The organism is Burkholderia sp. MBR-1 (assembly GCF_013822785.1).
Classification (GTDB): domain Bacteria; phylum Pseudomonadota; class Gammaproteobacteria; order Burkholderiales; family Burkholderiaceae; genus Burkholderia; species Burkholderia vietnamiensis.
Genome location: NZ_CP053609.1, coordinates 1,562,198 through 1,586,465, shown reverse-complemented (window position 1 = coordinate 1,586,465; position 24,268 = coordinate 1,562,198). Strand labels below are relative to the sequence as shown.

The window sequence follows — 24,268 nt, the reverse complement described above, 5'->3', positions numbered from 1 at the left end:
GGAGAAGTACACGATGGCTCGAATGATCCAATGCGCGAAGCTCGGCAAGGAAGCCGAAGGTCTCGATTTCCCGCCGCTGCCGGGCGAGCTCGGCAAGCGCATTTACGAAAGCGTCTCGAAGGAAGCATGGCAAGGCTGGCTCAAGCAGCAGACGATGCTGATCAACGAGAACCGCCTGAACATGGCCGACCCGCGCGCGCGTCAGTACCTGATGAAGCAGACCGAGAAGTATTTCTTCGGCGACGGCGCGGACCAGGCGTCCGGCTACGTGCCGCCGACCGAAGGCTGACGCGATGCGCGTTGCGACGGGGGCGTCGCGGCGCGATGTCGAACGGACGGCACCGTGCATCGCGCGGTGCCGTTTGCTTTTGGGGATGTGCGAGCGGTGCGGTGCTTGCGCGCGGTCCGTTCGCTGCGGCCCGTAAAAATATTTGAAGAAAGTACTTTACGAAGCGAAAAAGCTCTGACATAATTTCAGCTTCTTTGGGCGGTTAGCTCAGCGGTAGAGCACTGCCTTCACACGGCAGGGGTCACTGGTTCGATCCCAGTACCGCCCACCAAAGATTCGAAGGGCCGGCAATCGCCGGCCCTTCTTGCTTTCCGGGTCAGCACTTGGCGAATTGTTCGTCAAGTGTCCTCTCGCCCAACCGGATTGTTGGCACGTTCTTGTCACACTTCTTCTTCGAGGTGTCTGGTGCCAACCATTCGCAAACGCGGCGACTGCCAATTTCAGGCGATCGTCCGTCGTCAGGGATCCCCCCACTAACCAAAACCTTCATCAGTCGCAAAGAGGCTGAGGCCCGGGCTGCCCGCATCGAATCCGAAATGCTGGCCGGGTCGTTCTCGAGGCCGACCGAATCCAGCAAAACGCCGTTGAGCAAACTGCTGATCCGGTACCCGCCAACGAGCACTCCGAGCAACGCGATAAACGCGGCATTGAGGTCAGCCATGATTTTCCTTCTTCATTTGGCAAAGGCCGGGTGTAGTCCGAATGCGGGAACTAATATCAACTACCAGCCGAGTCCATCGCTACGCGGCCTAACGCGAGAGCGGCATTAAAAAATCGCCCCGATTGAGGGCGATTGCGGTGCTCCTCGTTACATCAACCTTTCACGGTGCTATGAGTGCTCTTGGTGACGACCTACCAGTGACCACTCAACTCTGGCCGAACGATACGAGCAACCGCCGCAAAAGCAATCCGTCTTCGCTCTTCATTTGTCGAAACGGGGCCAAGCATCCGCGCCGAGTCGCCCAAAAAGCGACCTATTGGCACCGCAAACCTGACCGAGCGGTTGATGAAGCCTAGGCGCGGCGAATCAGCTACTACCCGAAGTAGATGACCATCAGGCAAATGAAGGGCTGCGAGCGCACGTGTGAACGGAGGTTGGTATCATGGCGGCGACCAAACGAAGCCACACCCTAAGAGCAAGAAGAGACCTATCCAATGGATGCCAACGCAATAACGTTGCTCGATATCTTCGAGAAAAAGATGCGCCTAGAGATTCCCACTTTTCAACGCCAATACGTCTGGCGACGGGAACATCAATGGGAACCGCTTTGGGAAGACATTGCCCGCAAGTTCTCCGAGTTCATCGAAGATAGAAAAGATGCTCCGGTTCACTTCCTTGGAGCGATGGTTATCGACCAAAAGCAGACGCAAACTGGCAAAGTCGAGCGACGTAGCGTCATCGACGGACAGCAGCGACTCACTACATTTCAAATTTTCCTCGCGGCATTCCGGGACTTTTGCCGTGCCGAAGGCTTGGATGACTTCGCCGAAGAGTGCGATGCCTACGTCACGAATAAAGGGCGCATGGCAGAGTCGGAAGTTGAACGTTTCAAGGTTTGGCCAACACTCTCCGATCGAGCTCAGTTCACATCCGTGATTTTGGCTGGATCAAAGGCAGCACTGGAAGCTGCCTATCCGCTGATTCGCGAGAAGTACGCCCGCAAGCCCTTACCTCGCCCCAGAATGGTCGAGGCATATCTGTTCTTCTATGACCAGCTCGCCGAATTTTTCAAAGGCTCCGAGGGGATACCTGCGGTCGCCGAGAATATGCCGCTTGCCGATCGTGTCGAAGAGTGCTTCGAGGCACTGAAAACCGCCCTCAAAGTCGTGGCCATCGATCTTGATCGCGAAGATGATGCTCAAGTTATCTTTGAGACTCTCAACGCGCGCGGCGAACCCCTTCTGCCGGCAGACTTGCTGCGTAACTACATCTTTCTGCGCGCGGCTCGCCAAGAAGAGGCCCAAGAGAAACTTTATGAACAATATTGGGCAGGGTTCGATCAGATTTTTTGGCGAGAAGAGGTAACACAGGGCCGTCTCAAGCGGCCGCGTAGCGACCTGTTCATGCAGCACTTCCTCGCCAGCAAACAGGCGCGCGACATTCCCATTAAACATCTTTTTGTTGAGTATAAATACTGGATCGAACGTGACAAGCCATTTTTGACGGTCGAAGATGAACTGATAGCGCTTGTTAATCAGCGGGATTCGTATAGACGAATTGCACCGGACAGTGATGACCAGACGTTCAGCAAACTTGCACACTTTCTTGACGTATTCGACGTGAGCACGGTCTATCCGCCGCTGCTTGCCATGTTCGATCGAGGCGCCACAGATGTTGAAGTGTTGCGTGCGGCAGAAATGTTGGAAAGCTATCTGATCCGACGCGCAGTGTGCGGCGCGGAAACGAAAGCATACAACCGTATTTTCATGGGCTTGACCCGTGCCATTCGCGAAAGTGGCCCCACCGCCAAAGTCGTGTATGATTATCTTTCATCCCTCCGCAGTGCAACCGACCAATGGTTAAGTGACGAGGTATTTGCTCGCGCCTGGATGAGCAGCGACATTTATAACGTGCTCAACAACCGACGTCTCACCTACATCCTAGCTCGGGTGAGCGAAACCTATCGATCGGCAAAAACTGAAGTTATTAAATTCGACAGTCAAGTCACGATTGAGCATGTGATGCCGCAAAGCTGGATCGAGCACTGGCCGCTTCAAAACGGGTTACAGGGCGTTAAGGATGCCTGGCTTCGTGACGAAGAAACGCCCGAAATTTTGGCAAGTAAACGTCGAGACAATTTGATACACACGTTTGGGAATCTCACGCTAATCACCGGCAGCCTCAATAGCGCGATAAAGCACGGCGCTTGGGTAGAAAAACGCGCTGGCATTCTGGCCAACTCCGTCCTACCGATCAACGGGAGACTATCGCAATACGATAGCTGGGACGAGGCTACTATCGAACAGCGCGGGCACGAACTTCTTGAGCGAGCACTCAAGATATGGCCGCGCGCCGAACCGCATCTGATCGCAGTGCCGGCAGAAGCGGAATGAACCGCTAACTGTGACTCGAACTCAGCGCACAACGCGGCAACCACATCTGCAAGCGGAAGAGATGAGGAGCAGTCCATCTGCTCCTCGACCATCGTTGAGCAAACGCGCAGATTTCGCGCCGAGCCGTCGTCGAATCAACGCGCGTATCGCCCCCGCGACGCGTTCAGGAATGCCGCCCCGCTCATCCACACATGGCCCGACGCCACGCCTTAGCCATCGCGAGCAAGTCCGGTCCGGAGGCGGAATGTAGCTGAGTGAACCATTCGTCGCCGCGCCCGAACCAGCCCATCGCTGCGCCGGCGCTGGCCGCGCTCCGTTCGATCCTATCGACTCCCCTTTCCCCTCGCGCCCCTCACACATGAAGCAGCAAATGACGGCGCTCCCACGAACTGATCACGCGGAAGAACGCCTCGTACTCCGTCTCCTTCAACGCCAGATACGCCTTCACGAACTTGTCGCCGAGAATGCCGGCGAGCGGCGTGCAGGCGGCCATCAGCGAGATGCCCTCCTCGAGATTGCGCGGCAGTTGATACGGCAGGTCGTAGCCATCCGAAGCGATCGGCTCGGTCGGCGCGAGCTGCTGCGTGAGACCGAGATAACCGGCCGCGAGCGTCGCCGCGAACGCGAGGTACGGGTTGCAGTCGACGCCCGGAATCCGGTTCTCGATGCGCCGCGCCGCAGGCGCCGACTGCGGAATGCGAAAGCCGACCGTGCGGTTGTCGTAGCCCCACTGCACGTTGATCGGCGCGGCCATGAAGCGCGACAGCCGGCGATACGAGTTGATGTACGGCGCGAAGATCGGCATCAGCGCCGGCGTGTACTTCTGCAGCCCGGCGAGATAGCTCTGGAACATCGGCGACACGTCGCCGCCTTCGTCGGCGAACAGGTTGCGGCCGGTGCGCGCATCGGCGAGGCTCTGGTGAATGTGCATCGCCGAGCCCGGCTCGTCTTCCATCGGCTTGGCCATGAACGTCGCGTACATGTTGTGGCGCAACGCGGCCTCGCGCACCGTGCGCTTGAACAGGAACACTTGATCCGCAAGCGACAGCGCGTCGCCGTGCATGAAGTTGATCTCCATCTGCGCGGCGCCCACTTCGTGAATCAGCGTCTCGATGTCGAGCCCCTGCATCTCGCAGTATTCGTAGATGTCCTCGAACAGCGGATCGAACTCGTTGACCGCCTCGATCGAATACGACTGACGCCCCGTCTCCGCGCGCCCCGTGCGGCCGACCGGCGGCCGCAACGGCAAGTCGGGATCGGCGTTCATGTCGACCAGATAGAACTCCAGCTCCGGCGCGACCACCGGCTTCCAGCCCCTCGCCTCGTAGAGATCCAGCACGCGCCGCAGCACATAGCGCGGCGAGATCTCGACCGGCGAGCCGTCGAAGTGCACGCAGTCGTGGATCACCTGCGCGGTCGGATCGACGGCCCACGGAATCAGGCAGATCGTCGACGGATCGGGCACGCACACCATGTCGGGATCGGTCACGCCGGTCAGCGAGCCGTCCTCCGGATAATCGCCCGTGACCGTCTGCACCATCACGGCCTGCGGCAGCCGCATCGACTCGCCGGATTCGAACTTGTTGCGCGGAATGATCTTGCCGCGCGCGATGCCGGCCATGTCCGGAATGATCGCCTCGACCTCGGTGATGCGGTGCTGACGCAGGAATTCGCTCAGTTCGGATTGCATGATCGTTCTCGTTTAGTCGGTGTCGGTATCAGTATCGGTGTCGATATCGCTCGCCTCCCGAGACGGCATCGCGCCGCCGGCCGCATGAAGGCGATGCGTCATGCGCGCGCGGCACGCCGCGCCGAATGCCGCGAAGATGTCGCGCGAAAGCGGCCGTTCCGCGAACCGCCATTCGGGATGCCACTGCACGCCCAGCGCGAACGCGCGCGCGCCGCGCACGCTCACGGCCTCGATCAGCCCGTCCGGCGCGCTCGCCTCGACCGCGAGCCCCGCACCGAGCCGCGCGATGCCCTGATCGTGCAGCGAATTGACCATTGCGTCATGCGCACCGCGCGCGATGCGTTGCAGCAGGCCGCCCGGCGCGAATCGCACGCGGTGTGCGGGGCCGTATTGCCGCTCGAGCGGATCGCCGTCGCGCTCGCGATGATCGTGGAACCCGACGCTCGCATGCAGCCGCTGATGCAGCGTGCCGCCATACGCGACGTTCAGCTCCTGCATGCCACGGCAGATCGCGAGCACTGGCACGCCGGCGTCGATCGCCGCGCGCACGAGCGGCAGCACGGTCGCGTCGCGCGCGGCGTCGTGCAGCGTGTCAGCGGCGCTTGCCGGGCCGCCGTAGTGATGCGGCTCGACGTTCGAATGACTGCCGGTCAGCAGCAGCCCGTCGAGCGACGCGACGATCGCGTCGACCGGCTGCCGCGCGCCCAGCGCCGGCAACACGAACGCGAGCGCACCGGCGCCGTCGACCACCGCGACCAGATATTTCTCGCCGGCCGTGTGGTTCGGGTGTGCGCCGCGCAGCACGCGGTCGGCGCTGACCGCTACGATCGGCCGCGCGCGCATGAGCGCCTCCGCGTCGAGCGCACAATGCATGCGCATGCGCATGCACCGGCCGATGGACATCTGGTGCTGCGTCGCGCGCAGCCGCGCACGTGCGCGCGACGCGGCAACGCTCGCTGCGGCACGAAGAGAAAACAAACAAGGACGCTAGGGCAACAATGAAGCGCTGCCGTCGCACTGCACTGCGCTGAACACATGCGCGGTGACGACGTTGAAGCGGCGCACGCCGCGGTCGGAGGCGGCGAAAAGACGAGGCGCATGCAGGAGATCGGCGTGCGTGCCGCGCTCAGCATGCCGGATCGACCCGGCCTGAGGCGGCGCGCCCGCCGACGGACTTCGGGTCCGGCGTATCGATGGGCTGGCGGCTTTCACGATCGTACTCGACTGACTTGATTGAGGCAGCACACGGGTCGCGTTCGAGCGAATGCGGCAATGCGGCGTGACGCTGAACGCACCGGCTCGCGTGACGACTGCCTGACATTCAGCTTATATCACCCAAAAATTGCGTCAAATTTTCGGCGGTCGCTCCACGCATCGTACGAATGAAAAAACGGCATCGACCGGCGCAGTCGATGCCGTTTTGTGCGGCGCGTCAACACACCGGGCACGCCGCAGCACCATCCAACGACGCACGCCGCGACACGCTATCCGCGATGCGCCAGCGCAGTCTCCACCAGCGTGCGCAGCAACGGCACGACCTGCGCGGCACGCGCGTCGTCGTACGCATACGGGCGCGTCTCGTCCATGTAGGTGATCTGCGACAGCTCGAGCTGCACGGCTTCTACGCCGCTCGCCGGTACGCCGTAGTGACGCGTGATGTAGCCGCCCTTGAAACGTCCGTTCGCGACCGCCGTGTAGCCGCCGTGCGCGTGCACGCAGGCGGCGAGCGCCTCGGCGAGCCCAGGCGCCGCGCTCGCGCCGCTCGACGTGCCGAAGTTGAAGTCCGGCAAGCGGCCTTCGAAGAAGCGCGGCACGTGCGAGCGGATCGAATGCGCTTCCCAGACGAGCACGCGGCCGTGCTCGCCCTTCAGCCGTGCGATCTCGCGTTGCAGCGCGTCGTGATACGGACGCCAGTAGCGGTCGCGACGGCGCATGATCTCGTCGCTGCCCGGCAGCGTGTCGGCCCGATACAGCGGCGCCTTGTCGAAGGTGTCGACCGGCACGAGCCCGGTCGTATCCTGCCCCGGGTAGAGGTTCTCGTCGTCGGGCGGACGATTCAGGTCGACGACGTAGCGCGCATGCGACGGCACCAGGATCGACGCGCCAAGCTGCGCGGCGAATCCGTACAGCCGCTCGAGGTGCCAGTCGCAATCGTCGACGAAGCGCGCGTCCGGCGTCATCGTCGCGGCGATGTCGTCGGGGATGTAGGTGCCCGCATGCGGAATCGAGATCAGCAGCGGCAGCGTGCCCTGCTTCAGCGTGAATACAGCCGGTTGTTCAGTCATGTCGCCTCACCGTAAAAGTGTGCCGGCGCACGCGCGCGGCGTGCGCCGGGGTCGCGCATCAGCGCAGCAGTTGCGCGAGCGCGGCGCGGTAATCCGCATAGGCCTCGGCCTCGTCGCGATGGCGGCGGCCGCTCACGACGCGCTCGCCGCCGGCATACACGTCGAGCACCGGCGTGTCGCCATGCTCGGCGAACACCGCGCCCGACAGCCATGCGCCGCTGTCGTGTTCGGCGATCGCCGGATGCGCGGGATCGAGCACGAGCCAGTCGGCGCGGCAGCCTTCGCGCAGCGCACCGATGCGCCGCCCGCTCGCCTGCGCGCCGCCCGCGAGCGCCGCGTCGAACAGCCGGTCGGCCACGCGCGGCTGCGCGTCGCTGGCGAGCACGTTGCGCGCGCGATGCACGAGCCGCTGCCCGTATTCGAGCAGGCGCAGCTCCGCGCGCCAGTCGACCGATGCGTGACTGTCGGAGCCGACGCCGAACACGCCGCCCTGCGCGAGATAGTCGACGGCCGGGAACACGCCGTCGCCGAGATTCGCCTCGGTAGTGAGGCACAGCCCCGCCACCGCGCGCCGCTTCGCGAGCGCCGCCGTCTCGGCTGCATCGACGTGCGTAGCGTGCACGACGCACCAGCGCGCATCGACGTCGAAGCGATCGAGCAGCCATTGCACCGGGCGCGCGCCGTACGCGCGCACGCAGTCGTCGACTTCGGCCGTCTGCTCGGCGATGTGGATATGCACGGGCGCATCGTCGGGCACGCCGTCGAGCAGCGCACGCAGGCCGTTCTCGGACACCGCGCGCAGCGAATGCGGCGCGACGCCGTAGCGCAGCCCGCCATGCTCGGGCGCGACGCGACGCATCGTGTCGAGCAGTTCGAGCAGGCCGTCCGGCGTGTTGATGAAGCGGCGCTGGTCGTCGCGCGGCGGCTTGTTGCCGAAGCCGGCGAACTGGTAGGACACCGGCAGCATCGTGATGCCGATGCCGGCCGCGCGCGCCGCGTCGATCACGCGCGTGCCGAGTTCCGCGATCTGCGGATAGCGCGAACCGTCCTGCGCGTGGTGCACGTAATGGAATTCGCACACCGACGTATAGCCGCACTTGAGCATCTCGACGTACAGCCAGCGCGCGATCGCCGCGAGCGCGTCGGGCGTGATCTTCAGCGCGAAGCGGTACATCAGGTCGCGCCAGCTCCAGAAGCTGTCGGCGGGATTCGCGCGGTATTCGGTGAGCCCCGCCATCGCGCGCTGGAACGCGTGCGAATGCAGGTTCGGCATGCCGGGCAGCACGGGCCCGGCCGCGCGCGCCGCGCCCGCCGGCGCGTCGGTATCGGCACGCACGCCGGTCAGGGTGCCGGTGGCGTCCCAGCGCAGCAGCACGTTGCGGCGCCAGCCGTCGGGCAGGTATGCATGGTCCGCGAACAACGTCGTTTCGGTCATCGTCAATGTGGTCCGTTGCAAGGCTAGCCGTCGATCCGGCGAAACACCGTCGCGCCGCCGCGCACGACCTGCTCGCACAGCGGACGGCCGATCCAGTACGCGAGCTCCGACAGCGAGCCGATCGACCACACCGCGAAATCGGCCGGGCGTCCGGCCTCGAGCACGCCATGCCGATCCGCGCGGCCGAGCGCCGCCGCCGCATGGCGCGTCACGCCCTGCAGCACCTCCGGCACGGTCATCCGGAACAGCGTGCAGCCGAGGTTCATGGTCAGCAGCAACGATTCGAGCGGCGACGTGCCGGGGTTGTGATCGGTCGCGAGCGCAATCGGCACGCCGTGCTTGCGCAGCAGCTCGAGCGGCGGCAACTGCGTTTCGCGGATGAAGTAATACGCGCCGGGCAGCAGCACGGCGACCGTGCCGGCCGCTTTCATCGCGGCGACGCCGGCCTCGTCGAGGAATTCGAGGTGATCGGCCGACAGCGCGCGATAGCGCGCGGCCAGCGCGGTGCCGCCGGCGTTCGACAGCTGCTCCGCATGCAGCTTCACCGGCAGCCCGCGTCGCGTCGCGGCGTCGAACACGCGCTCGGTCTGCGCGAGCGAAAAACCGATGCGCTCGCAGAACACGTCGACCGCGTCGACCAGCCCTTCGTCGGCGAGCGCCGGCAGCATCCGTTCGCACACGTGGTCGATGTATGCGTCGGCGCGCCCCGCATATTCGGGCGGCAGCGCGTGCGCGCCGAGGAAGGTCGTGTAGACGGCGACGGGGAAACGCTCGCCGAGCTGGCGCGCGACGCGCAGCATCTTGCGCTCGCTCGCGAGATCGAGGCCGTAGCCCGACTTGATCTCGATCGCGGTCACGCCTTCGGCGAGCAGCGGCTGCAGACGCGCGGCGGCCTGCACGAACAGCGCGGTCTCGTCGGCCGCGCGCGTCGCGCGCACGGTCGACACGATCCCGCCGCCCTGCCGCGCGATCTCCTCGTAGCTGACGCCGGCGAGGCGCTGCGCGAATTCGTCCGCGCGCGTGCCGCCGTACACGAGGTGCGTATGGCAGTCGACGAGGCCCGGCGTCACCCACGCGCCGTGCAGGTCTTCGCGCTGCCAGTGCGCATAGTCGCGCGGCAGCGCGGAGAACGCGCCGAGCCACCGGATCGTGCCGGTTTCATCGACGACGATCGCCGCATCGTCGATCGTTTCGTCGGGATGGCCGTGCGCACACAGCCTCAGGTGATGCCAGACAGTCGGTTTCATGCGTTCAGTCTCGTGCATCGACGGTGAGCGACACGGCGAGCAACGCGCCGCCCGCGCTCACCACGACGTCAAACGCACGCTGCGGCGCGTCGAGCCGCAGCGTGTCCAGTTCCTGCAGTGCGTAGCGCGCGCCGCCGATCGCGACGTCGAGCGCGCCGGCCGCGCAGAACAGCAGCACGGTGTCGGCGGGTTCGACGCGATGCGTGCCGGCGCGCCACACGGCGAGCGTCGCGCGCGCGGCCGAGCGGCGCGTCATCAGATTGAAGTCGCGCGTCGCGCCGGCGTGCAGCGTCGCGTCGATGGCCGCTTCGCCGGCGAAGTCCGCGCGCGCGAGCGGCGTGTCGAGCACATGGCGCGCACCGCCCGCTTCGGCCAGCGTCATGCCCGCGCCCGACAGCAGCACGAGCGTGCGGTCGACGCCGTCGAAACGCGAGAACGGGCCGCCCGCGCCGACGTCCGCGACGCTCACGCGCCACGCGAACGCATCGAGCGCGGCGCCCGGCGGATAGGCCGCGATCTCGCGCGTCACGCCGCCGCCGTTCTTCCACGGCGACGCGACGAGCGCCGCGCCGCGGATCGTCGCGACGGCGGGCCGCGCGTCGGCCGGCGCCTGGTCGAGCGCCGTCATGCTCAGCGGCCGAGCATCGGCAGCTTCAGGCCCACTTCGCGGGCCGTCTGCTGCGCGAGTTCGTAGCCGGCGTCCGCATGGCGCATCACGCCGGTTGCCGGATCGTTCAGCAGCACGCGGCCGAGGCGCTCGTGCGCGTCGGCGCTGCCGTCCGCGACGATCACGACGCCCGCATGCTGCGAGAAGCCCATCCCGACGCCGCCGCCGTGGTGCAGCGACACCCAGGTCGCGCCGCCCGCGGTGTTCAGCAGCGCGTTCAGCAGCGGCCAGTCGCTCACGGCATCCGAGCCGTCCTTCATCGATTCGGTCTCGCGGTTCGGGCTCGCGACCGAGCCGGTGTCGAGGTGGTCGCGGCCGATCACGATCGGCGCCTTCAGCTCGCCGTTCCTGACCATCTCGTTGAACGCCTGGCCGAGGCGATAGCGGTCCTTCACGCCGACCCAGCAGATCCGCGCCGGCAAGCCCTGGAACGCGATGCGCTCGCGCGCCATGTCGAGCCAGTTGTGCAGGTGCGCATCGTCGGGGATCAGCTCCTTCACCTTCTGATCGGTCTTGTAGATGTCCTCCGGATCGCCCGACAGCGCGACCCAGCGGAACGGCCCCTTGCCTTCGCAGAACAGCGGGCGGATATAGGCCGGCACGAAGCCCGGGAAGTCGAACGCGTTCTCGACGCCCATGTCCAGCGCCATCTGGCGGATGTTGTTGCCGTAGTCGAGCGTGGCCGCGCCGCGCTCCTGCAGCGTCAGCATCGCGCGCACCTGGACGGCCATCGACTGCTTCGCCGCCTTCACGATGCTCTGCGGATCGACCTTCTGCGTCTCGCGCCATTGCGCGACGCTCCAGCCCTGCGGCAGGTAGCCGTTGATCGGATCGTGCGCGCTCGTCTGGTCGGTCACGCAATCCGGCGTGATGCCGCGCGCGACGCATTCGGTGAACACGTCGGCCGCGTTGCCGAGCAGGCCGACCGACACCGGCTTGCCGGTGCGCTTCGCTTCGTCGAGCATGCCGAGCGCTTCGTCGAGCGTCGTCGCCTTCTTGTCGACGTAACGCGTCTTCAGACGGAAGTCGATCCGCGTCTCGTCGCATTCGACCGCGATCATCGAGAAGCCGGCCATCGTCGCCGCGAGCGGCTGCGCGCCGCCCATCCCGCCGAGGCCGCCGGTGAGGATCCAGCGGCCCGACGGGTCGCCGTTGAAGTGCTGGTTCGCGACCGAGAAGAAGGTTTCGTAGGTACCCTGCACGATCCCCTGGCTGCCGATGTAGATCCAGCTGCCGGCCGTCATCTGGCCGTACATCATCAGGCCCTTGCGGTCGAGCTCGTTGAAGTGGTCCCAGGTGGCCCAGTGCGGCACGAGGTTCGAATTGGCGAGCAGCACGCGCGGCGCATCCTTGTGCGTGCGGAACACGCCGACCGGCTTGCCCGACTGCACGAGCAGCGTTTCGTCTTCATTCAGATCCTTCAGCGACGCGAGGATCTGGTCGTAGCATTCCCAGTTGCGCGCAGCGCGCCCGATGCCGCCGTAGACGACGAGCGCATGCGGATGCTCGGCGACTTCGGGATCGAGGTTGTTCTGGATCATCCGGTAGGCCGCTTCGGCCAGCCAGGTCTTGCAGACCTTCTCGCTGCCGCGCGGCGCGCGGATCGTGCGGGTCGGATCGAGACGGGGATCGATGTGTTTCGGATGGTTCATGACGACTGCTCCCGAAGGAAAATGAATATCAATGGGGGAATCAGAAATGCCCGGTGAAGCGATAACGGCTGCCGGGGTGCCACAGATTCGCGACCGATGCGACCACGCCCTGCGACCACGTGCGCCGATGTAAAACCAGACACGGCTCGACGTCGTCCATCCGCAGCTGCTCGCGCAACTCGGCGCCGGGCGCCGCCGCCTCGATCCGGTACTCGACGCGCAGCAGCGGCGCCGCGCGCATCAGGTACTGGTTCGGCGTCGTGTTCGTGAAATCCTGCTTGGCGTAATCCGGCGCGACCGCCGGATTCACCCACCGCTCTTCGAGCTGCACCGGCTCGTCGTTCTCGAAGTGCAGCACCTGCGAATGAAACAGCCTGGCGCGCACGGCCACCTGCATCTCGTCGGCGAGCGCCTCGTCGGCGCGCACCGTATCGAGGCCGAGCACGCTCGCGCGATACGCATGCCCGCGCGCGCCGACCTCCTCCGAGATGCTGCGGATCGCCACCAGCGTCGACTCGTACTTCGGCCGCGCGACATAGGTGCCCGCGCCCTTCATGCGCGTGAGCACCTGCTCGGCCGCCAGCTCGCGCAGCGCCCGGTTGACGGTCATGCGCGCCACCTTGAACTCGCGGGCCAGTTCGTTCTCGGAGGGCACCTGATCGCCCTCCGCCCACTCGCCGGCGTGAATGCGACCCAGGATGAAATCCTTGATCTCCTGGTAGACCGGCGCGCTCATCGACTCACTGTTCCGAGGCGAACGAGAACGGTGCGATCTTCGCGAACGCGCGCTCGCCGACGAGCTGCGCGATCACCGCGATGTCCGGCGCGAAGTAGTGATCGAGCTCGTAGTGCGCGACCTTGCTGCGGATCGTCTCCATCACCGGCGCGAGCTTCGGGCTCGTGTGATGCGGCGCGCGCAGGTCGACGCCCTGGGCGGCGGCCAGCAGCTCGATCGCGAGGATGTGCTTGGTGTTGTCGGCGATGTCGGCGAGCTTGCGCGCGGCGAACGTCGCCATCGACACGTGGTCCTCCTGGTTCGCGGAAGTCGGCAGCGAATCGACCGACGCCGGGTGCGCGAGCGTCTTGTTCTCCGACGCGAGCGCGGCAGCCGTCACGTGGGCGATCATGAAGCCCGAATTCACGCCGCCGTCCTTCACGAGGAACGGCGGCAGGCCCGACAGCGTCGCGTCGATCAGCAGCGCGATGCGGCGCTCGGCGAGCGCGCCGATTTCCGCGGCCGCGAGCGCGAGGTTGTCGGCGGCGAACGCGACCGGCTCCGCGTGGAAGTTGCCGCCCGACAGCACTTCGCCGGTATCCGGGAAGATCAGCGGGTTGTCCGACACCGCGTTCGCCTCGACCAGCAGCACGTCGGCCGCGTGGCGCATCTGGTCCAGGCACGCGCCCATCACCTGCGGCTGGCAGCGCAGGCTGTACGGGTCCTGCACCTTGTCGCAATCGCGATGCGACTGGTTGATCGGCGAGCCTTCGAGCAGCTCGCGGTACGACGCGGCCGCGTCGATCTGGCCGCGATGGCCGCGCAGCTCGTGGATGCGCGCGTCGAACGGCTTCACCGAGCCGGCGGCCGCGTCGACCGACAGCGCGCCCGCGACCAGCGCGGTGCGGTACAGGTCTTCGATCGCGAACATGTTGTCGAGCGCGAGCGCGGTGGACGCCTGCGTGCCGTTCAGCAGCGCCAGGCCTTCCTTCGCCTGCAGCGTCAGCGGCGCGAGGCCCGCGACGCGCAGCCCGTCGAGCGCGCTCGCGCGTTCGCCGCGGATGAACACTTCGCCGACGCCGAGCAGCACGGCCGACATGTGCGCGAGCGGCGCGAGATCGCCCGATGCGCCGACCGACCCCTTCACCGGGATCAGCGGCAGCACGTCGGCGTTGAACAGCGTGATCAGCGCGTCCATCACCTCGCGACGGATGCCCGAATGACCGCGGCCGAGGCTCGACAGCTTCAGCGCCATCAGCAGCCGCACCGACGAGCGCGCCATCGGCTCGCCCACGCCGACCGCATGCGACAGCACCAGGTTCTTCTGCAGCAGCTCGAGCTGGTCGTGCGGGATGTGCGTGCTGGCCAGCCGGCCGAAGCCCGTGTTGATGCCGTACGCGGGCTCGCCCTTCGCCGCGATGTCGGCGACGGCCTTCGCACCCGCGTCGATCTTCGCGAAGCTCGCGGGATCGAGCTGCAACTGCACGGACTCGCGTGCGATCCGGCGCAGTTGCGGGAGGGTCAGGTGGCCGGGGGTCAACGTAATCATGGGTGCAATCCTGTCTAGACAAGTTCGGGATGGATTGAAGTGTAGCGATCGCGACTTGTCTAGACAACCCGAATTTCATAATTCCGGCTCGGGAGTTTCCCTGAGGCGCGACACGGCCGGCCTGAGCGCGGCGGCGCCTCGGTGAAATGACGCCGGCGGCGTCGCGGAACCGCATTCCGCTCGTGCGGAACGGCACCGTCGACCTCGAAAGCGGCGTCACGACCACACTTCGCCGCCCGTCATGCGCAGGTCGCGTTCTCGATCACCTTCTTCGTCGCGGCGAGCGGCGTGCTCACGCGCGCCGGTATCCGCGACTTCGCCGAGCTCGCCGGCAAGACGGTCGTGAGGAATCAGGGCGCGACGGCCGAGCGGCTGCTGCGCAAGATGAACGAGGAAAGGAGGATGAACGCGCAGATCATCAGCGCGAAGGATTACGGCGAAGTGAGCCTCGCGCTCGAATCGGGCCGCGCGGTCGCGTAGATGATGGACGACGTGCTGCTCGCCGGCGTGCGCCAGCTCGCGGCGAAGCCGGCCGACTGGGCGATCGTCGGCACGCAGCAGTCAGCGCAAGCGTACGGTTTCATGCTGCGCAAGGACGATCCGCCGTTCAACGCGCTCGTCGACGGCGTACTCGTGCCGCTGATGAAGCGCGGCGAGATCGGCGAGATCGTGGGCCGTACGACAAGTGATTCACGAAGCCGATGCCGCCGAACGGACTCGCTTGCGACTTCCCGATGAGCGACGCGATCCGCGCTACGCGGCGCCGCTCGACGGAGCGTCCTCGGCTCGGCGCGCCCACGCGACGCACGCCACATAGCCGGGCGCCGCGTCGAACCAGCCGGCGTCGAACGCCGCCACGCCGGCAGCAGGCGCAGCAGGCTCGACGATGGTGGTGGCTGGCGTCACCGGGTCGTGGGGCGGCACGACCGCGAACGCGCGCAGTCCGCCGACGATGCCGGTGCCCAATGCCTTCAGCAACGCCTCCTTCGCGCACCATACGCGCATGAAGGCGTCGGCGCGCGCGGCGAGCGGCAGGCCGTCGAGGTAGGCGGCTTCGGCCGGCGCGCAGACTTCGGCCGTCAACGCGCGCCAGTCGGCCGGGCGTTTGCAGCTTTCGATGTCGACCCCCACCCGGCGCGCCACGGCCCACGCGATCAGCGCGTGCGCGCCCGCGTGCGACACGTTGAAGTCGAGCGCGGCGCGATGCACGGGGTCCAGCGACGGCCGGCCCGACGCGTCGACGACGAGCGCGACCTCGCGCGGCGCGATGCCGAGCGCCGCGCCGAGCACGTCGCGCAGCGCGGCACGCGTCGACGCGCTGCGTATCGTGTCCTCGTGGCGCAGATAGCGCGCGGCGCGCGCACGCTCGACGTCGCTCAATGCCGCGTAAGCGGGCGACGCGAGCGGCACGCGCCAGTCGAAATCGACGCGCGCGACGCGCACGCCGGCATGCGCTGCGGCCGGCGGCAGATCGAGCATCTGCACGCGCCACGCGCGGCACGGATCGGCATCGGGGGCGGAGTCGGAGGCGGAGGCGGAAGCGGGCGAACAGGACATCGGCACGTAGGGGGTGGTCGAATCAAACGTCCGATGTTAATCGAATGCGCGCTCGAACATCGTCACGGTGCGCGCCCGGTCGCGGGCGTATTGGGTTCATATCGTGTGCATATCGCGGGCTTGGGGCGATGGCGTCGCGCGGCTGCAAGTGCGTGGCGCGTCACCCCTGCGCCGCGGCGCCCGGCATGCCGCTTGCCGCGACCGTCGCGCGACGGCGTGCGTGGACGCGGCCCGGCGCATCGGCCGGCAACGCGCCGTGCTGCAGCCAGTGCAGCGCGAGCGGCCACAGCGTGTCGGCGAAGCGGCTGTGGAAGAACGCGAAGTGCCCGATCTCGGCGACGCCGATGTCGTGCGGCGCAAGCCGCAGATGCGTGACGTCGCTGCCGGTGTAGTAGCCGGCCAGCCGTTCGATCGCGTCGATCGTGCCGAATGCGTCGTCGTCGAGTCCGATCGCCAGCATCGGCGCCGACAGCCGTGCGAAGCGGCCGGGCAGCGCGGCGCGGCTCGCGGCGGACTCGGCGAGCGGGCCGCGCGTGTATGCGTCTTCGAAGCGGGCCTGCGAGCGCACCCACGACAGCGCGACGCCGCGCGGCGTGTCTTCCATCCAGCCGAGCCGCTTCGCGGGCACGTAGCCGAACACCGCGGCGAGCGCCGGCATCGCGACGTGCCACTTCCACCACATGCGGCGCCGCTGCTGCTGCCGATAGTCGCGCCAGTACGCGTACTGCGCGCCGACCGTCACCACGCGACGCACCGTTGCGTTCGACGCCGCGAGCCCGAGCACGCAGCCGCCGATGCTGTGTGCGACGACGTCGACCGGCTGGCCGGGAAACGCATCGCGCGCGTACTGCAACGCGGCCTCGCAATCGAGCCGCCCCCAGTCGAGCCAGTTCGCGCGCAGCGTCGCGAGCCGCGCGGGGCGCGACCCGCCGATCCCGCGGTAGTCGTAGACGAGTACCTCGCGGCCATGCGCGAACAGCCACGCGGCGAAGCGGAAGTAATAGTCGCAGCGCACCGACGTGGCGCAATTGACGACCGTCACCGGCCGGCCGGCGCTCGCGCCGCCGCGATGCCGCCACACGTGCGCGCGCAGCGTGTAGCCGTCGGCGGCGGTCAGCGTCACGGCCTGCGGCGGCAGCGCATCGGCCGTACGCTCGTCGGCCGGCGCGGCGTCGTGCACGGCCTCGCGTGCGTGGTTCGAATTCGTCATCCCGTCTCCTGTGCCGCCGCGGATGCGGCGGCGCTCCATCTGCTCGACCGGCTTCCATTGAACTTGACGCTTGCGGCGTTCTCAACCAATCTTGCTGCTCCGTTCGCATGAGCCATACGCATGTCAACGCCGCTCGTCCGCCTCCCGTCGCTCGACCTCGTGCGCGGCTTCGTCGCCGTCGGCCGCCGCATGAGCATCACGCTCGCCGCGCAGGATCTCTGTGTCACGCAGTCGGCGGTCAGCCGCCAGGTGCATGCGCTCGAAGCGCATCTCGGCGTCGCACTGCTGCAGCGCGGCTATCGCAAGATCGCGTTCACGCCCGAGGGCGAGCGACTGTTCCGCGTCGCGGACGCCGCGCTGCTCAGCCTGCAGGACACCGTCGCCGCGCTCGCCGCCGCGCGCGAGCGCCAGCCCGTGACGATCACCGCGAGCATCGGCGTGACGGCGCTGTGGCTGCTGCCGCGGCTGGGCCGCCTGCAGGCGCGCCTGCCCGACATCGACTTGCGCGTGGCCGCGAACGACAAGGTACTCGATTTGCGTGCGGAAGGCATCGACCTCGGCATCCGCTACTGCCCGCGCGAGCGCGCGCCGGCCGGCGCGCTGCATCTGTTCGACGAGATCGTCGTGCCAGTCGCGCACCCGGCGCTCGCCGCGCGTCCCGTCGCCGATGCTGCGGCGATCGCCGACCACGTGCTGCTCGAATTCGACGGGCCGCCGCAGACGCAGCTGCAGTGGCGCGCGCACCTGCACGCGGCGGGCCTCGACGACGCGCGGCCGAAGGGCGTGCTGCGCTTCAACCAGTACGATCAGGTGATCCACGCGGCGATCGCGGGCCAGGGCATCGCGCTCGGACGGCTCGCGCTCGTCGCGCCGATGCTCGCCGACGGCCGCCTCGCGGTGGTCGGCCCGCACTCGCACGTGCGCTCGAATGCGTATGGCTACTGGTTGTTCCGGCACGATGCGGCGCCGCGCCACGAAGTGGCCGACGTACGCGACTGGATTCTCGCGGAAGCCGCCGACTGCGCGGAGGCGATGCGCGCGTACGACGTCGCGCAGGGGTGATCGCGGCGGCGGGCAGCAAGCCGGGGCACGCCGCCCCATCGTTGGCGCGCGCCGCGTTGAGTTGCTGCGCGCGGAACGCTTGCGGCCTGTCCCGTCTGCATCGCCGCGCTCAGCTCAGTCGCATCGGCTCGCATTCCCGTCACGTTGATCCGCTTCGCGCCGAGTGCTGTCGGCCTGTCCCGCTTGCACCTCCGCGCGCGGCGCACTTGCAGCCGAACCGGCTCACCCTCCTCTCACGTCGATCCGATTACACGCCGACCGCTTGCGCCCCGTCCGCGTTTGCATCGCCGAGGCCGACCGCCTTCGCCCCGGCCGGGTTTGCATCGCCGCGCCCGGCGTGCCCGTAGCCGCCCGGACTCACATTCCCGTCACGCATGCGAATCCGACCGAATGATCGCTTGAGCGACGACGCGGCGCGATCGTCTAATCGGTTCGAACGCGGCCGTCGCGCCGCACGCCTTCATCCGGAGACACGCATGACCCCGATCGAACAAGACACTCGCCGCCGCTGGCTGCCGGTGCTCGCGGGCGGCCTGATCATGGGCGCCGCGCTCGGCATCCGCCACGTGCAGGGGCTGTTCTTCACGCCGGTGACGCTCGAGCACGGCTGGTCGCGCGAAGCGTTCGGCCTGGCGCTCGCGCTGCAGAACCTGGTCTGGGGCGTCGCGCAACCGTTCACCGGAATGATTGCCGACCGCTTCGGGTCGGTGCGCGTGATCGTCGTCGGGATGCTGCTGTATGCGGCCGGGCTCGTCACGATGGCGCTGGCCGCATCGACCGGCACCTTCACCGTGGGCGCCGGGCTCGTGATCGGCATCGCGCTGTCGGGCTCGGCGTTCGCGTCGATCTACGGCGCGCTCAGCCGGCTGTTTGCGCCCGAGCAGCGCGGCTGGGCGCTCGGCGTCGCCGGCGCGATCGGCGGGCTCGGACAGTTCTGCATGGTGCCGGTCGCGCAGGTGCTGATCGGCGGGATCGGCTGGCAGCATGCATTCGTCGCGCTCGCGCTCGTCGCGGCATTGCTCGCACCGCTCGCCGTGCTGGTGCGCGACCGGCCCGCAGCGGCCGCCGCACGAGCGCACGGCGCCGACCAGTCGATCGGCGCGGCGCTGCGCGAGGCATTCGCGCACCGCGGCTTCTGGCTGCTGAACATCGGATTCTTCGCCTGCGGCTTCCAGCTCGCGTTCATCGCGACCCACCTGCCCGCCTACCTGCTCGATCACGGCCTGCCGGCGCGGCACGCGAGCGTCGCGCTCGCGCTGATCGCGCTGACCAACGTGGCCGGCACGTACGCGTGCGGTCATCTCGGCGGGCTGCTGCGGCGCAAGTATCTGCTGGCGGTGCTGTATCTCGTGCGCGCATTGGTGATGACCGTGTTCGTCGCGGCGCCGTTGTCGCCCGCGAGCGTCTACGTGTTCGCGGCCGTGATGGGGTTCACGTGGCTCGGCACCGTGCCGCTGACGAATGGCATGATCTCGCAGGTGTTCGGCGTGCGCTACATCGGGACGTTGTTCGGCTTCGTGTTCTTCGGCCACCAGCTCGGCAGCTTCTTCGGCGTATGGCTCGGCGCACGCGTGTACGACGCGACGCACTCGTACCTGCCGCTGTGGATCGGCTCGATCGCGCTCGGCGTGCTGGCCGCGCTGCTGCACCTGCCGATCGACGATGCGCGCATCGTGCGCGCCGCGCCGCGCGGGGCCGCATGGGCATGATGCGCGCGGCCTTGGCCGCAGGCGTGCTCGCGTTCGTCGCGTGGTGCGGCGCGGCCTACTTCGACGCGGGCGTCGCGCTCGCGCTGCTCGAGCGCGCGGCGTCGTGCAACTGATGTGGCAAGCCGGCGTGTGTGCAGCGCTTAACGCGGCTTCCGCAACGTGGCGAGGCATCGAGCGCTGGCGACGCGCGTCGTCGTGATCGACGATCGGCGCCGGATAGTCGACGCCGAGCCGCACACCGGCCGCCACGCGCGCGAGCAGCGACGCGTGCCATGGCGCATGGCGCGTCGCCGCGTCGAGGCCCGCGAGTTCCGGCGCCCAACGGCGCACGCAGGCACCTTGCGAATCGAACTTCCGCCCCTGCGTGGCCCGGTTGAAGATGCGGAAGTACGGCGCGGCGTCCGTGCCGCAGCCGTCCATCCACTGCCAGTGCGCCGGATTGTTCGCCGGCCGCCGCGGGCGTGTCACATGAGCGTCACATGCGCGTCGCGCGCGTCGGTCAGTCGAGGCGAAACGCCGCTTCGAAGCGCTCGACGAACGCGTCGAACTCGGCTTCCAGCAGGTAGTTGATGCCCGCCGCGCGCTTGCGTCCGCCGCCGGTCGGGAACGCGCGACAGAAGTCGTCGGCGCCGAGCGGCCGGCCGTCGGGCACGCGCACGCTGACCACCAGCCCGCCCTGCGCACACGGCGACAGCACCGCAAGCGCCGCATGCGGTGCATGGCGCATCCGCTCGTTGGCAAGCATCCCGGTGGCGCGGCGCGCCCAGGGCTGAGCGGGCATCCGGATCACGGTGGCGCCCGGCACGTCGCGCAGCGGCACGAGCGCGCGGGCGCGCGCCATGTCGTCGCGATAGCCGTCGCGCAGCGCCGCGAACACCGCCGTGTCGCGCACGAATTCGAGCGGATCGACACACGGCAGCATCGCATCGGCCAGCGCGGCCGGATCGAAATGCAGATCGTCGACGCAGTCGCCGTACGCGTTGTAGTTCAGGTACAGCCCCAGCTCGGCGAGCGTGCGGCGGTCGGCTTCGTCGATCCCGCAGTCGCGCGCGAGCGCGCAGCCGAGCGCCGGCAGTTCGTCGCCGAACGCGGCGACGATCGCCCAGCGCACGTACCGCCCGGCGAGGTAGCGGTTCACGAGCGCGCTCGTGCATACGTCGGCCGACGTGTCGATATGGGCGTCGAAATGCGGCGCGCCGGGCAGTTCGCCCGCGAAGTGATGATCGAAATAGCGCACCGCCGCGCCGTCGCGCAGCAACCGTGCGCAGGCGTCGCGGTTCTGGTCGTGCGACACGTCGAGCACGGTCACGCAGTCGCCCGCCCGCGCGTCGATGCGCTCGAGCAGCCTGATGTCGCGCTTCACGCCGGTCACGAGCGTGCCGCACTCGCCCTCCGCGAGCCGCAGTTGTTGCAGCGCGCACAAGCCATCCGCGTCGCCGTTGAACGCGAAGAAGTGCCGCCCCTGTCGTTGTTCCTGCATGATCCGTTGTCCCTTCGTCGGCGCGTGAAATCGCTGGCGTTCGCATGGCGCGTCGCTCCTTGCCCATCATCTTCCGGCACGCGAACCGCGCCGCGCAATAGCGCCGCCGATGGCGCGCGGTTGCGGCGCGTATTTTGCCGCAACCGCTTGTGGGTACGCCGAAAAGCTGCGCGGGGGCGACCTTCGCCGCGGCCTCTCGGGTAAACCCGTGACGCCACCTCGAAGTCAACGTCGTACCATGTCATACGACGACATACCACAAATACCCGTCCGCTACTCGATACACCACCGCTGACGCCACCCAAGGCCTTCGCCCCGCGCGTCGCCCGACTGGAGACTCCTTGACCTCGCCCGCTCTGCCCGCCCGCGCCGCCTGCGCACCGGCCGTCCCGAAAGTGAAGTCGCACGTGCGCCCGCTGCGCCCGCTCATGCCGACCGCGCGGCCCGCCGACCCCAGCCTCATCACACCCACCACGATGCTCCGCCATGCCGAACACTGATCGCCTGACCGTCGTCGTATCGAATGCCGCCGACGGCGAGCTCGCCACCTTCTCGCTCGCGTCCGACGGTGCGTTGGCGCCGCTCGCCCGCTACCCGGCCGGCGACGCCGTGATGCCGATCGCCGTGCAGCCCGATCGCGCGCGTCTGTACGTCGCGGCCCGCGGCGAGCAACCGGCCATCGTCGCGTTCCGCATCGCGCCGGCGAGCGGCGCATTCGCGCGCGTCGGCGCGACCGCGATCGACGCGAGCCATGCCTATCTGTCGCTCGACCGCAGCGGCCGCTGGCTGCTCGGCGCGTCGTACGGCGGCAGCTCGTTGAGCGTCTACGACGCCGCGCGCGTGCGCGACGGCGACGGCACGCCGCTGCAGGTCGTGACCGACCTCGCGAAAGCGCATGCGGTCGTCGTGTCGCCGGACAATCGTTTCGCCTACGTCAGCTCGCTCGGTTCGGACCGGATCTTCACGTTCGCGCTGGTCGAGGATGCCGACGGCCTGCGTGTGCTCGAACACGGCGAAACCCGCGTGCCGGGCGGCTTCGGGCCGCGTCACCTGCACTTCGCGCGCGACGGCCATGCACTCGTCGCGGTCAGCGAATTCCAGGCGACGCTCGCGACCTTCACGCGCGACGCGGCGAGCGGCCGCCTCGGCGACGCGCAGGTCAGCGCCCATCACCCGGCCGTCGCGGGGCTCGCGCACGGCCATGCGCGTCCGCCGGCGCCCGCCGTGCCGTCCGTATGGGCGGCGGATCTGCACCTGACGCCCGACGAACGGTTCGCCTATGTCAGCGAGCGGACGTCGAGCCAGTTGCTGTGCTATCGCCGTACGCCCGACGGCACGTACGCGCCCGCGCATGCGACGCCCACCGAAACGCAGCCGCGCGGCTTCGCAATCGATCCGTCGGGACGCTGGCTCGTCGCGTGCGGCGAGCTGTCGGAATACGTGTCGGTGTACGCGATCGCGCCGGACGACGGCACGCTCACGCCGCATGCACGCGTGGCGGGCGGACGCGGTGCGAACTGGATCGCGATGATTTGAACGATCGGACCGCCGACGGGCCGCGCCGCCGGCGCGATCAGCGCCGCGCGCTTGGGGCCACGCCGGTCCAACGCTTGAACGCGCGCGTGAAATTCGCGCGGTCGGTGTAGCCGACCCGCGCCGCGATCTCGTCGACCGGCAATTGCGTGCCCTCGAGCAGCCGCAGCGCGTCGCGCAGCCGGATTTCGTCGAGCAGCGCCGAATAGGTTGCGCCGAATTCCGCGAGCTTGCGCTTCAACGTGCGCGTCGACACATGCAGCTCGCGCGCGACGTCGTCCACCGACGGATAGCCGTGCGCGCCGCAGATCAGCAGGTTGCGCACGCGCTCGACGATGCTTTCCGCATAGCCGAGCCGCGCGAGCTCCGCGTCGCATTGCTGCACGATCATCTGCGCGGTCTGCGCGTTCGCCGTGCCGATCGGCTCGTCGAGCAGCGCGGCGTCGCAGCGGATGCGATTCACGCTCGCATCGAAATGGCAGCGCGGCAACCGCGCCCGGTAGCGCTCGAACCACGGCGGCTCCGGCCATTCGAAATGCAGCTCCGCGCGCGACTGCCACGTGCGCGCCGGCGCCGGATCGAGCAGCGAGTTGAACAGCATCGCCGTCTCGACGAGGAAATTCTCGACCGCGAACTGACGCAGCCGGCCGAGCGGAAACGCGTCGTACACGTCGATGTCGACCGTCCCGTCGAGCTGCACGAGCCGCACCGAAAAGAATGGCACACGGGTCGGCAGATAGCGGATCCCGAGCGCGATGGCCTCGCCGAGCGTTGCGCAGCTCATCAGCCCGAAGCCGATCAAGCCGGCTTTGGTCAGACTGCTGCGCAGGCCGATCTCGATCGCGATCGACGGGTCGTTCGTCGCGTCGAGCAGGTTGAACACGATCGCCGCCTGCTGCAACGGCGTGATGCGCGCGTCGGGTTGCGCGAGCCGCTCACGCTCGACGCCCGAGCCGGCGAGGATGCGATCGCCGTCGATGCCGCGCTCCTCCGCCAGCATCAGCATGAACAGCGCATACGCGGAGGACACCGTCGCCTTGTGCAGCTGGCGCGCGGCATCCGGGACTGACTGGGCCATGCGGCGGACTCCCGGGCGGTTTCGGCGGATTGTAGCGTCGGCGGCCCGTGATGACA

At 67.9% G+C, this 24,268-nt stretch carries 21 protein-coding genes, 1 tRNA gene and 2 pseudogenes; 8 read left to right on the top strand and 16 right to left on the bottom strand.

Going from position 1 to position 24,268, the window contains the following annotated elements; all coding sequences use genetic code 11:
• The first annotated feature begins 13 nt into the window (after positions 1-13).
• Together MBR110_RS07305 and MBR110_RS07300 are read left to right on the top strand one after the other, a co-directional pair.
• On the top strand, positions 14-289 hold the full coding sequence (locus MBR110_RS07305) for an oxidative damage protection protein (protein ID WP_006478357.1): 276 nt from the start codon (positions 14-16) through the stop codon (positions 287-289).
• Positions 290-485: 196 nt separating this feature from the next.
• Positions 486-560: transfer RNA gene (locus MBR110_RS07300), tRNA-Val, on the top strand.
• Between the two features lie 45 nt (positions 561-605).
• Here the strand turns inward: MBR110_RS07300 and MBR110_RS07295 are convergent.
• Complete coding sequence (locus MBR110_RS07295; RefSeq protein ID WP_041493860.1) at positions 606-950, bottom strand: hypothetical protein; 345 nt, start codon at positions 948-950, stop codon at positions 606-608.
• A 494-nt stretch (positions 951-1,444) separates the two neighbouring features.
• On the opposite strand from MBR110_RS07295, the gene MBR110_RS07290 reads away from it, so the two are divergent.
• Complete coding sequence (locus MBR110_RS07290) at positions 1,445-3,343, top strand: DUF262 domain-containing protein (RefSeq protein WP_041493861.1); 1,899 nt, start codon at positions 1,445-1,447, stop codon at positions 3,341-3,343.
• Positions 3,344-3,695: 352 nt separating this feature from the next.
• Here the strand turns inward: MBR110_RS07290 and MBR110_RS07285 are convergent, their stop codons facing one another.
• The 10 genes from MBR110_RS07285 to hutH form a co-directional block, all read right to left on the bottom strand.
• The gene (locus MBR110_RS07285; protein ID WP_034194568.1) at positions 3,696-5,033 is read right to left on the bottom strand and encodes a glutamine synthetase family protein; all 1,338 of its coding nucleotides are present in this window, start codon (positions 5,031-5,033) and stop codon (positions 3,696-3,698) included.
• Between the two features lie 12 nt (positions 5,034-5,045).
• Entirely contained in the window at positions 5,046-5,876 is an 831-nt protein-coding gene (locus tag MBR110_RS07280; protein ID WP_034194584.1) for a gamma-glutamyl-gamma-aminobutyrate hydrolase family protein, read from the bottom strand.
• Positions 5,877-6,020: 144 nt separating this feature from the next.
• Entirely contained in the window at positions 6,021-6,245 is a 225-nt protein-coding gene (locus MBR110_RS07275) for a hypothetical protein (protein ID WP_080938748.1), read from the bottom strand.
• 272 nt (positions 6,246-6,517) lie between these two features.
• Complete coding sequence (hutG, locus tag MBR110_RS07270; RefSeq protein ID WP_045578947.1) at positions 6,518-7,318, bottom strand: N-formylglutamate deformylase; 801 nt, start codon at positions 7,316-7,318, stop codon at positions 6,518-6,520.
• Between the two features lie 58 nt (positions 7,319-7,376).
• Positions 7,377-8,753, bottom strand: a complete 1,377-nt coding sequence (locus MBR110_RS07265; protein ID WP_046428789.1) for a formimidoylglutamate deiminase — start codon at positions 8,751-8,753, stop codon at positions 7,377-7,379.
• 23 nt (positions 8,754-8,776) lie between these two features.
• Complete coding sequence (hutI, locus tag MBR110_RS07260; protein ID WP_059735809.1) at positions 8,777-10,000, bottom strand: imidazolonepropionase; 1,224 nt, start codon at positions 9,998-10,000, stop codon at positions 8,777-8,779.
• A 4-nt stretch (positions 10,001-10,004) separates the two neighbouring features.
• On the bottom strand, positions 10,005-10,628 hold the full coding sequence (locus MBR110_RS07255) for a HutD/Ves family protein (RefSeq protein WP_059580852.1): 624 nt from the start codon (positions 10,626-10,628) through the stop codon (positions 10,005-10,007).
• Between the two features lie 2 nt (positions 10,629-10,630).
• Positions 10,631-12,319, bottom strand: a complete 1,689-nt coding sequence (gene hutU, locus MBR110_RS07250) for a urocanate hydratase (protein WP_011885451.1) — start codon at positions 12,317-12,319, stop codon at positions 10,631-10,633.
• A gap of 40 nt (positions 12,320-12,359) precedes the next feature.
• Positions 12,360-13,055 (bottom strand): histidine utilization repressor, encoded by a 696-nt coding sequence (hutC, locus tag MBR110_RS07245; protein ID WP_011885452.1) that lies wholly within the window; start codon positions 13,053-13,055, stop codon positions 12,360-12,362.
• Between the two features lie 4 nt (positions 13,056-13,059).
• Positions 13,060-14,583 carry a histidine ammonia-lyase gene (gene hutH / locus MBR110_RS07240; protein ID WP_014723315.1) on the bottom strand — a complete coding sequence of 508 codons (1,524 nt, stop codon included), beginning with the start codon at positions 14,581-14,583 and terminating at the stop codon, positions 13,060-13,062.
• Between the two features lie 152 nt (positions 14,584-14,735).
• Here hutH and MBR110_RS07235 point away from each other — a divergent pair.
• Positions 14,736-15,365, top strand: a pseudogene (locus MBR110_RS07235) (transporter substrate-binding domain-containing protein); the annotation flags it as partial.
• Here MBR110_RS07235 and MBR110_RS07230 read toward each other — a convergent pair.
• Both MBR110_RS07230 and MBR110_RS07225 read right to left on the bottom strand, forming a co-directional pair.
• On the bottom strand, positions 15,337-16,140 hold the full coding sequence (locus tag MBR110_RS07230; protein ID WP_011885454.1) for a 4'-phosphopantetheinyl transferase family protein: 804 nt from the start codon (positions 16,138-16,140) through the stop codon (positions 15,337-15,339). The pseudogene MBR110_RS07235 and the gene MBR110_RS07230 overlap by 29 nt on opposite strands.
• Positions 16,141-16,300: 160 nt before the next feature.
• The gene (locus MBR110_RS07225) at positions 16,301-17,350 is read right to left on the bottom strand and encodes an alpha/beta hydrolase family protein (protein WP_181709240.1); all 1,050 of its coding nucleotides are present in this window, start codon (positions 17,348-17,350) and stop codon (positions 16,301-16,303) included.
• A 120-nt stretch (positions 17,351-17,470) separates the two neighbouring features.
• Here MBR110_RS07225 and MBR110_RS07220 point away from each other — a divergent pair, with 120 nt between their 5' ends.
• The 3 genes from MBR110_RS07220 (at position 17,471) to MBR110_RS32065 (ending at position 20,234) form a co-directional block, all read left to right on the top strand.
• Positions 17,471-18,412 (top strand): LysR substrate-binding domain-containing protein, encoded by a 942-nt coding sequence (locus tag MBR110_RS07220; RefSeq protein WP_059475959.1) that lies wholly within the window; start codon positions 17,471-17,473, stop codon positions 18,410-18,412.
• A 476-nt stretch (positions 18,413-18,888) separates the two neighbouring features.
• Positions 18,889-20,121, top strand: coding sequence for an MFS transporter (locus MBR110_RS07215; RefSeq protein ID WP_181709239.1), 1,233 nt, complete (start codon positions 18,889-18,891; stop codon positions 20,119-20,121).
• Complete coding sequence (locus tag MBR110_RS32065; RefSeq protein ID WP_014723320.1) at positions 20,112-20,234, top strand: hypothetical protein; 123 nt, start codon at positions 20,112-20,114, stop codon at positions 20,232-20,234. Before MBR110_RS07215 ends, MBR110_RS32065 begins: the two co-directional genes overlap by 10 nt.
• A gap of 76 nt (positions 20,235-20,310) precedes the next feature.
• Here the strand turns inward: MBR110_RS32065 and MBR110_RS07210 are convergent.
• Both MBR110_RS07210 and MBR110_RS07205 read right to left on the bottom strand, forming a co-directional pair.
• Positions 20,311-20,589, bottom strand: a pseudogene (locus MBR110_RS07210) (FAD-binding domain-containing protein); the annotation flags it as partial.
• Between the two features lie 31 nt (positions 20,590-20,620).
• A complete protein-coding gene (locus MBR110_RS07205) occupies positions 20,621-21,601 on the bottom strand; it encodes a hypothetical protein (protein WP_059735813.1) in 981 nt (326 codons plus the stop codon).
• Between the two features lie 486 nt (positions 21,602-22,087).
• On the opposite strand from MBR110_RS07205, the gene MBR110_RS07200 reads away from it, so the two are divergent.
• Positions 22,088-23,137, top strand: a complete 1,050-nt coding sequence (locus tag MBR110_RS07200) for a lactonase family protein (RefSeq protein ID WP_011885459.1) — start codon at positions 22,088-22,090, stop codon at positions 23,135-23,137.
• Between the two features lie 37 nt (positions 23,138-23,174).
• Here MBR110_RS07200 and MBR110_RS07195 read toward each other — a convergent pair whose 3' ends face one another.
• On the bottom strand, positions 23,175-24,212 hold the full coding sequence (locus MBR110_RS07195; RefSeq protein ID WP_045578942.1) for an AraC family transcriptional regulator: 1,038 nt from the start codon (positions 24,210-24,212) through the stop codon (positions 23,175-23,177).
• Positions 24,213-24,268 lie beyond the last annotated feature (56 nt).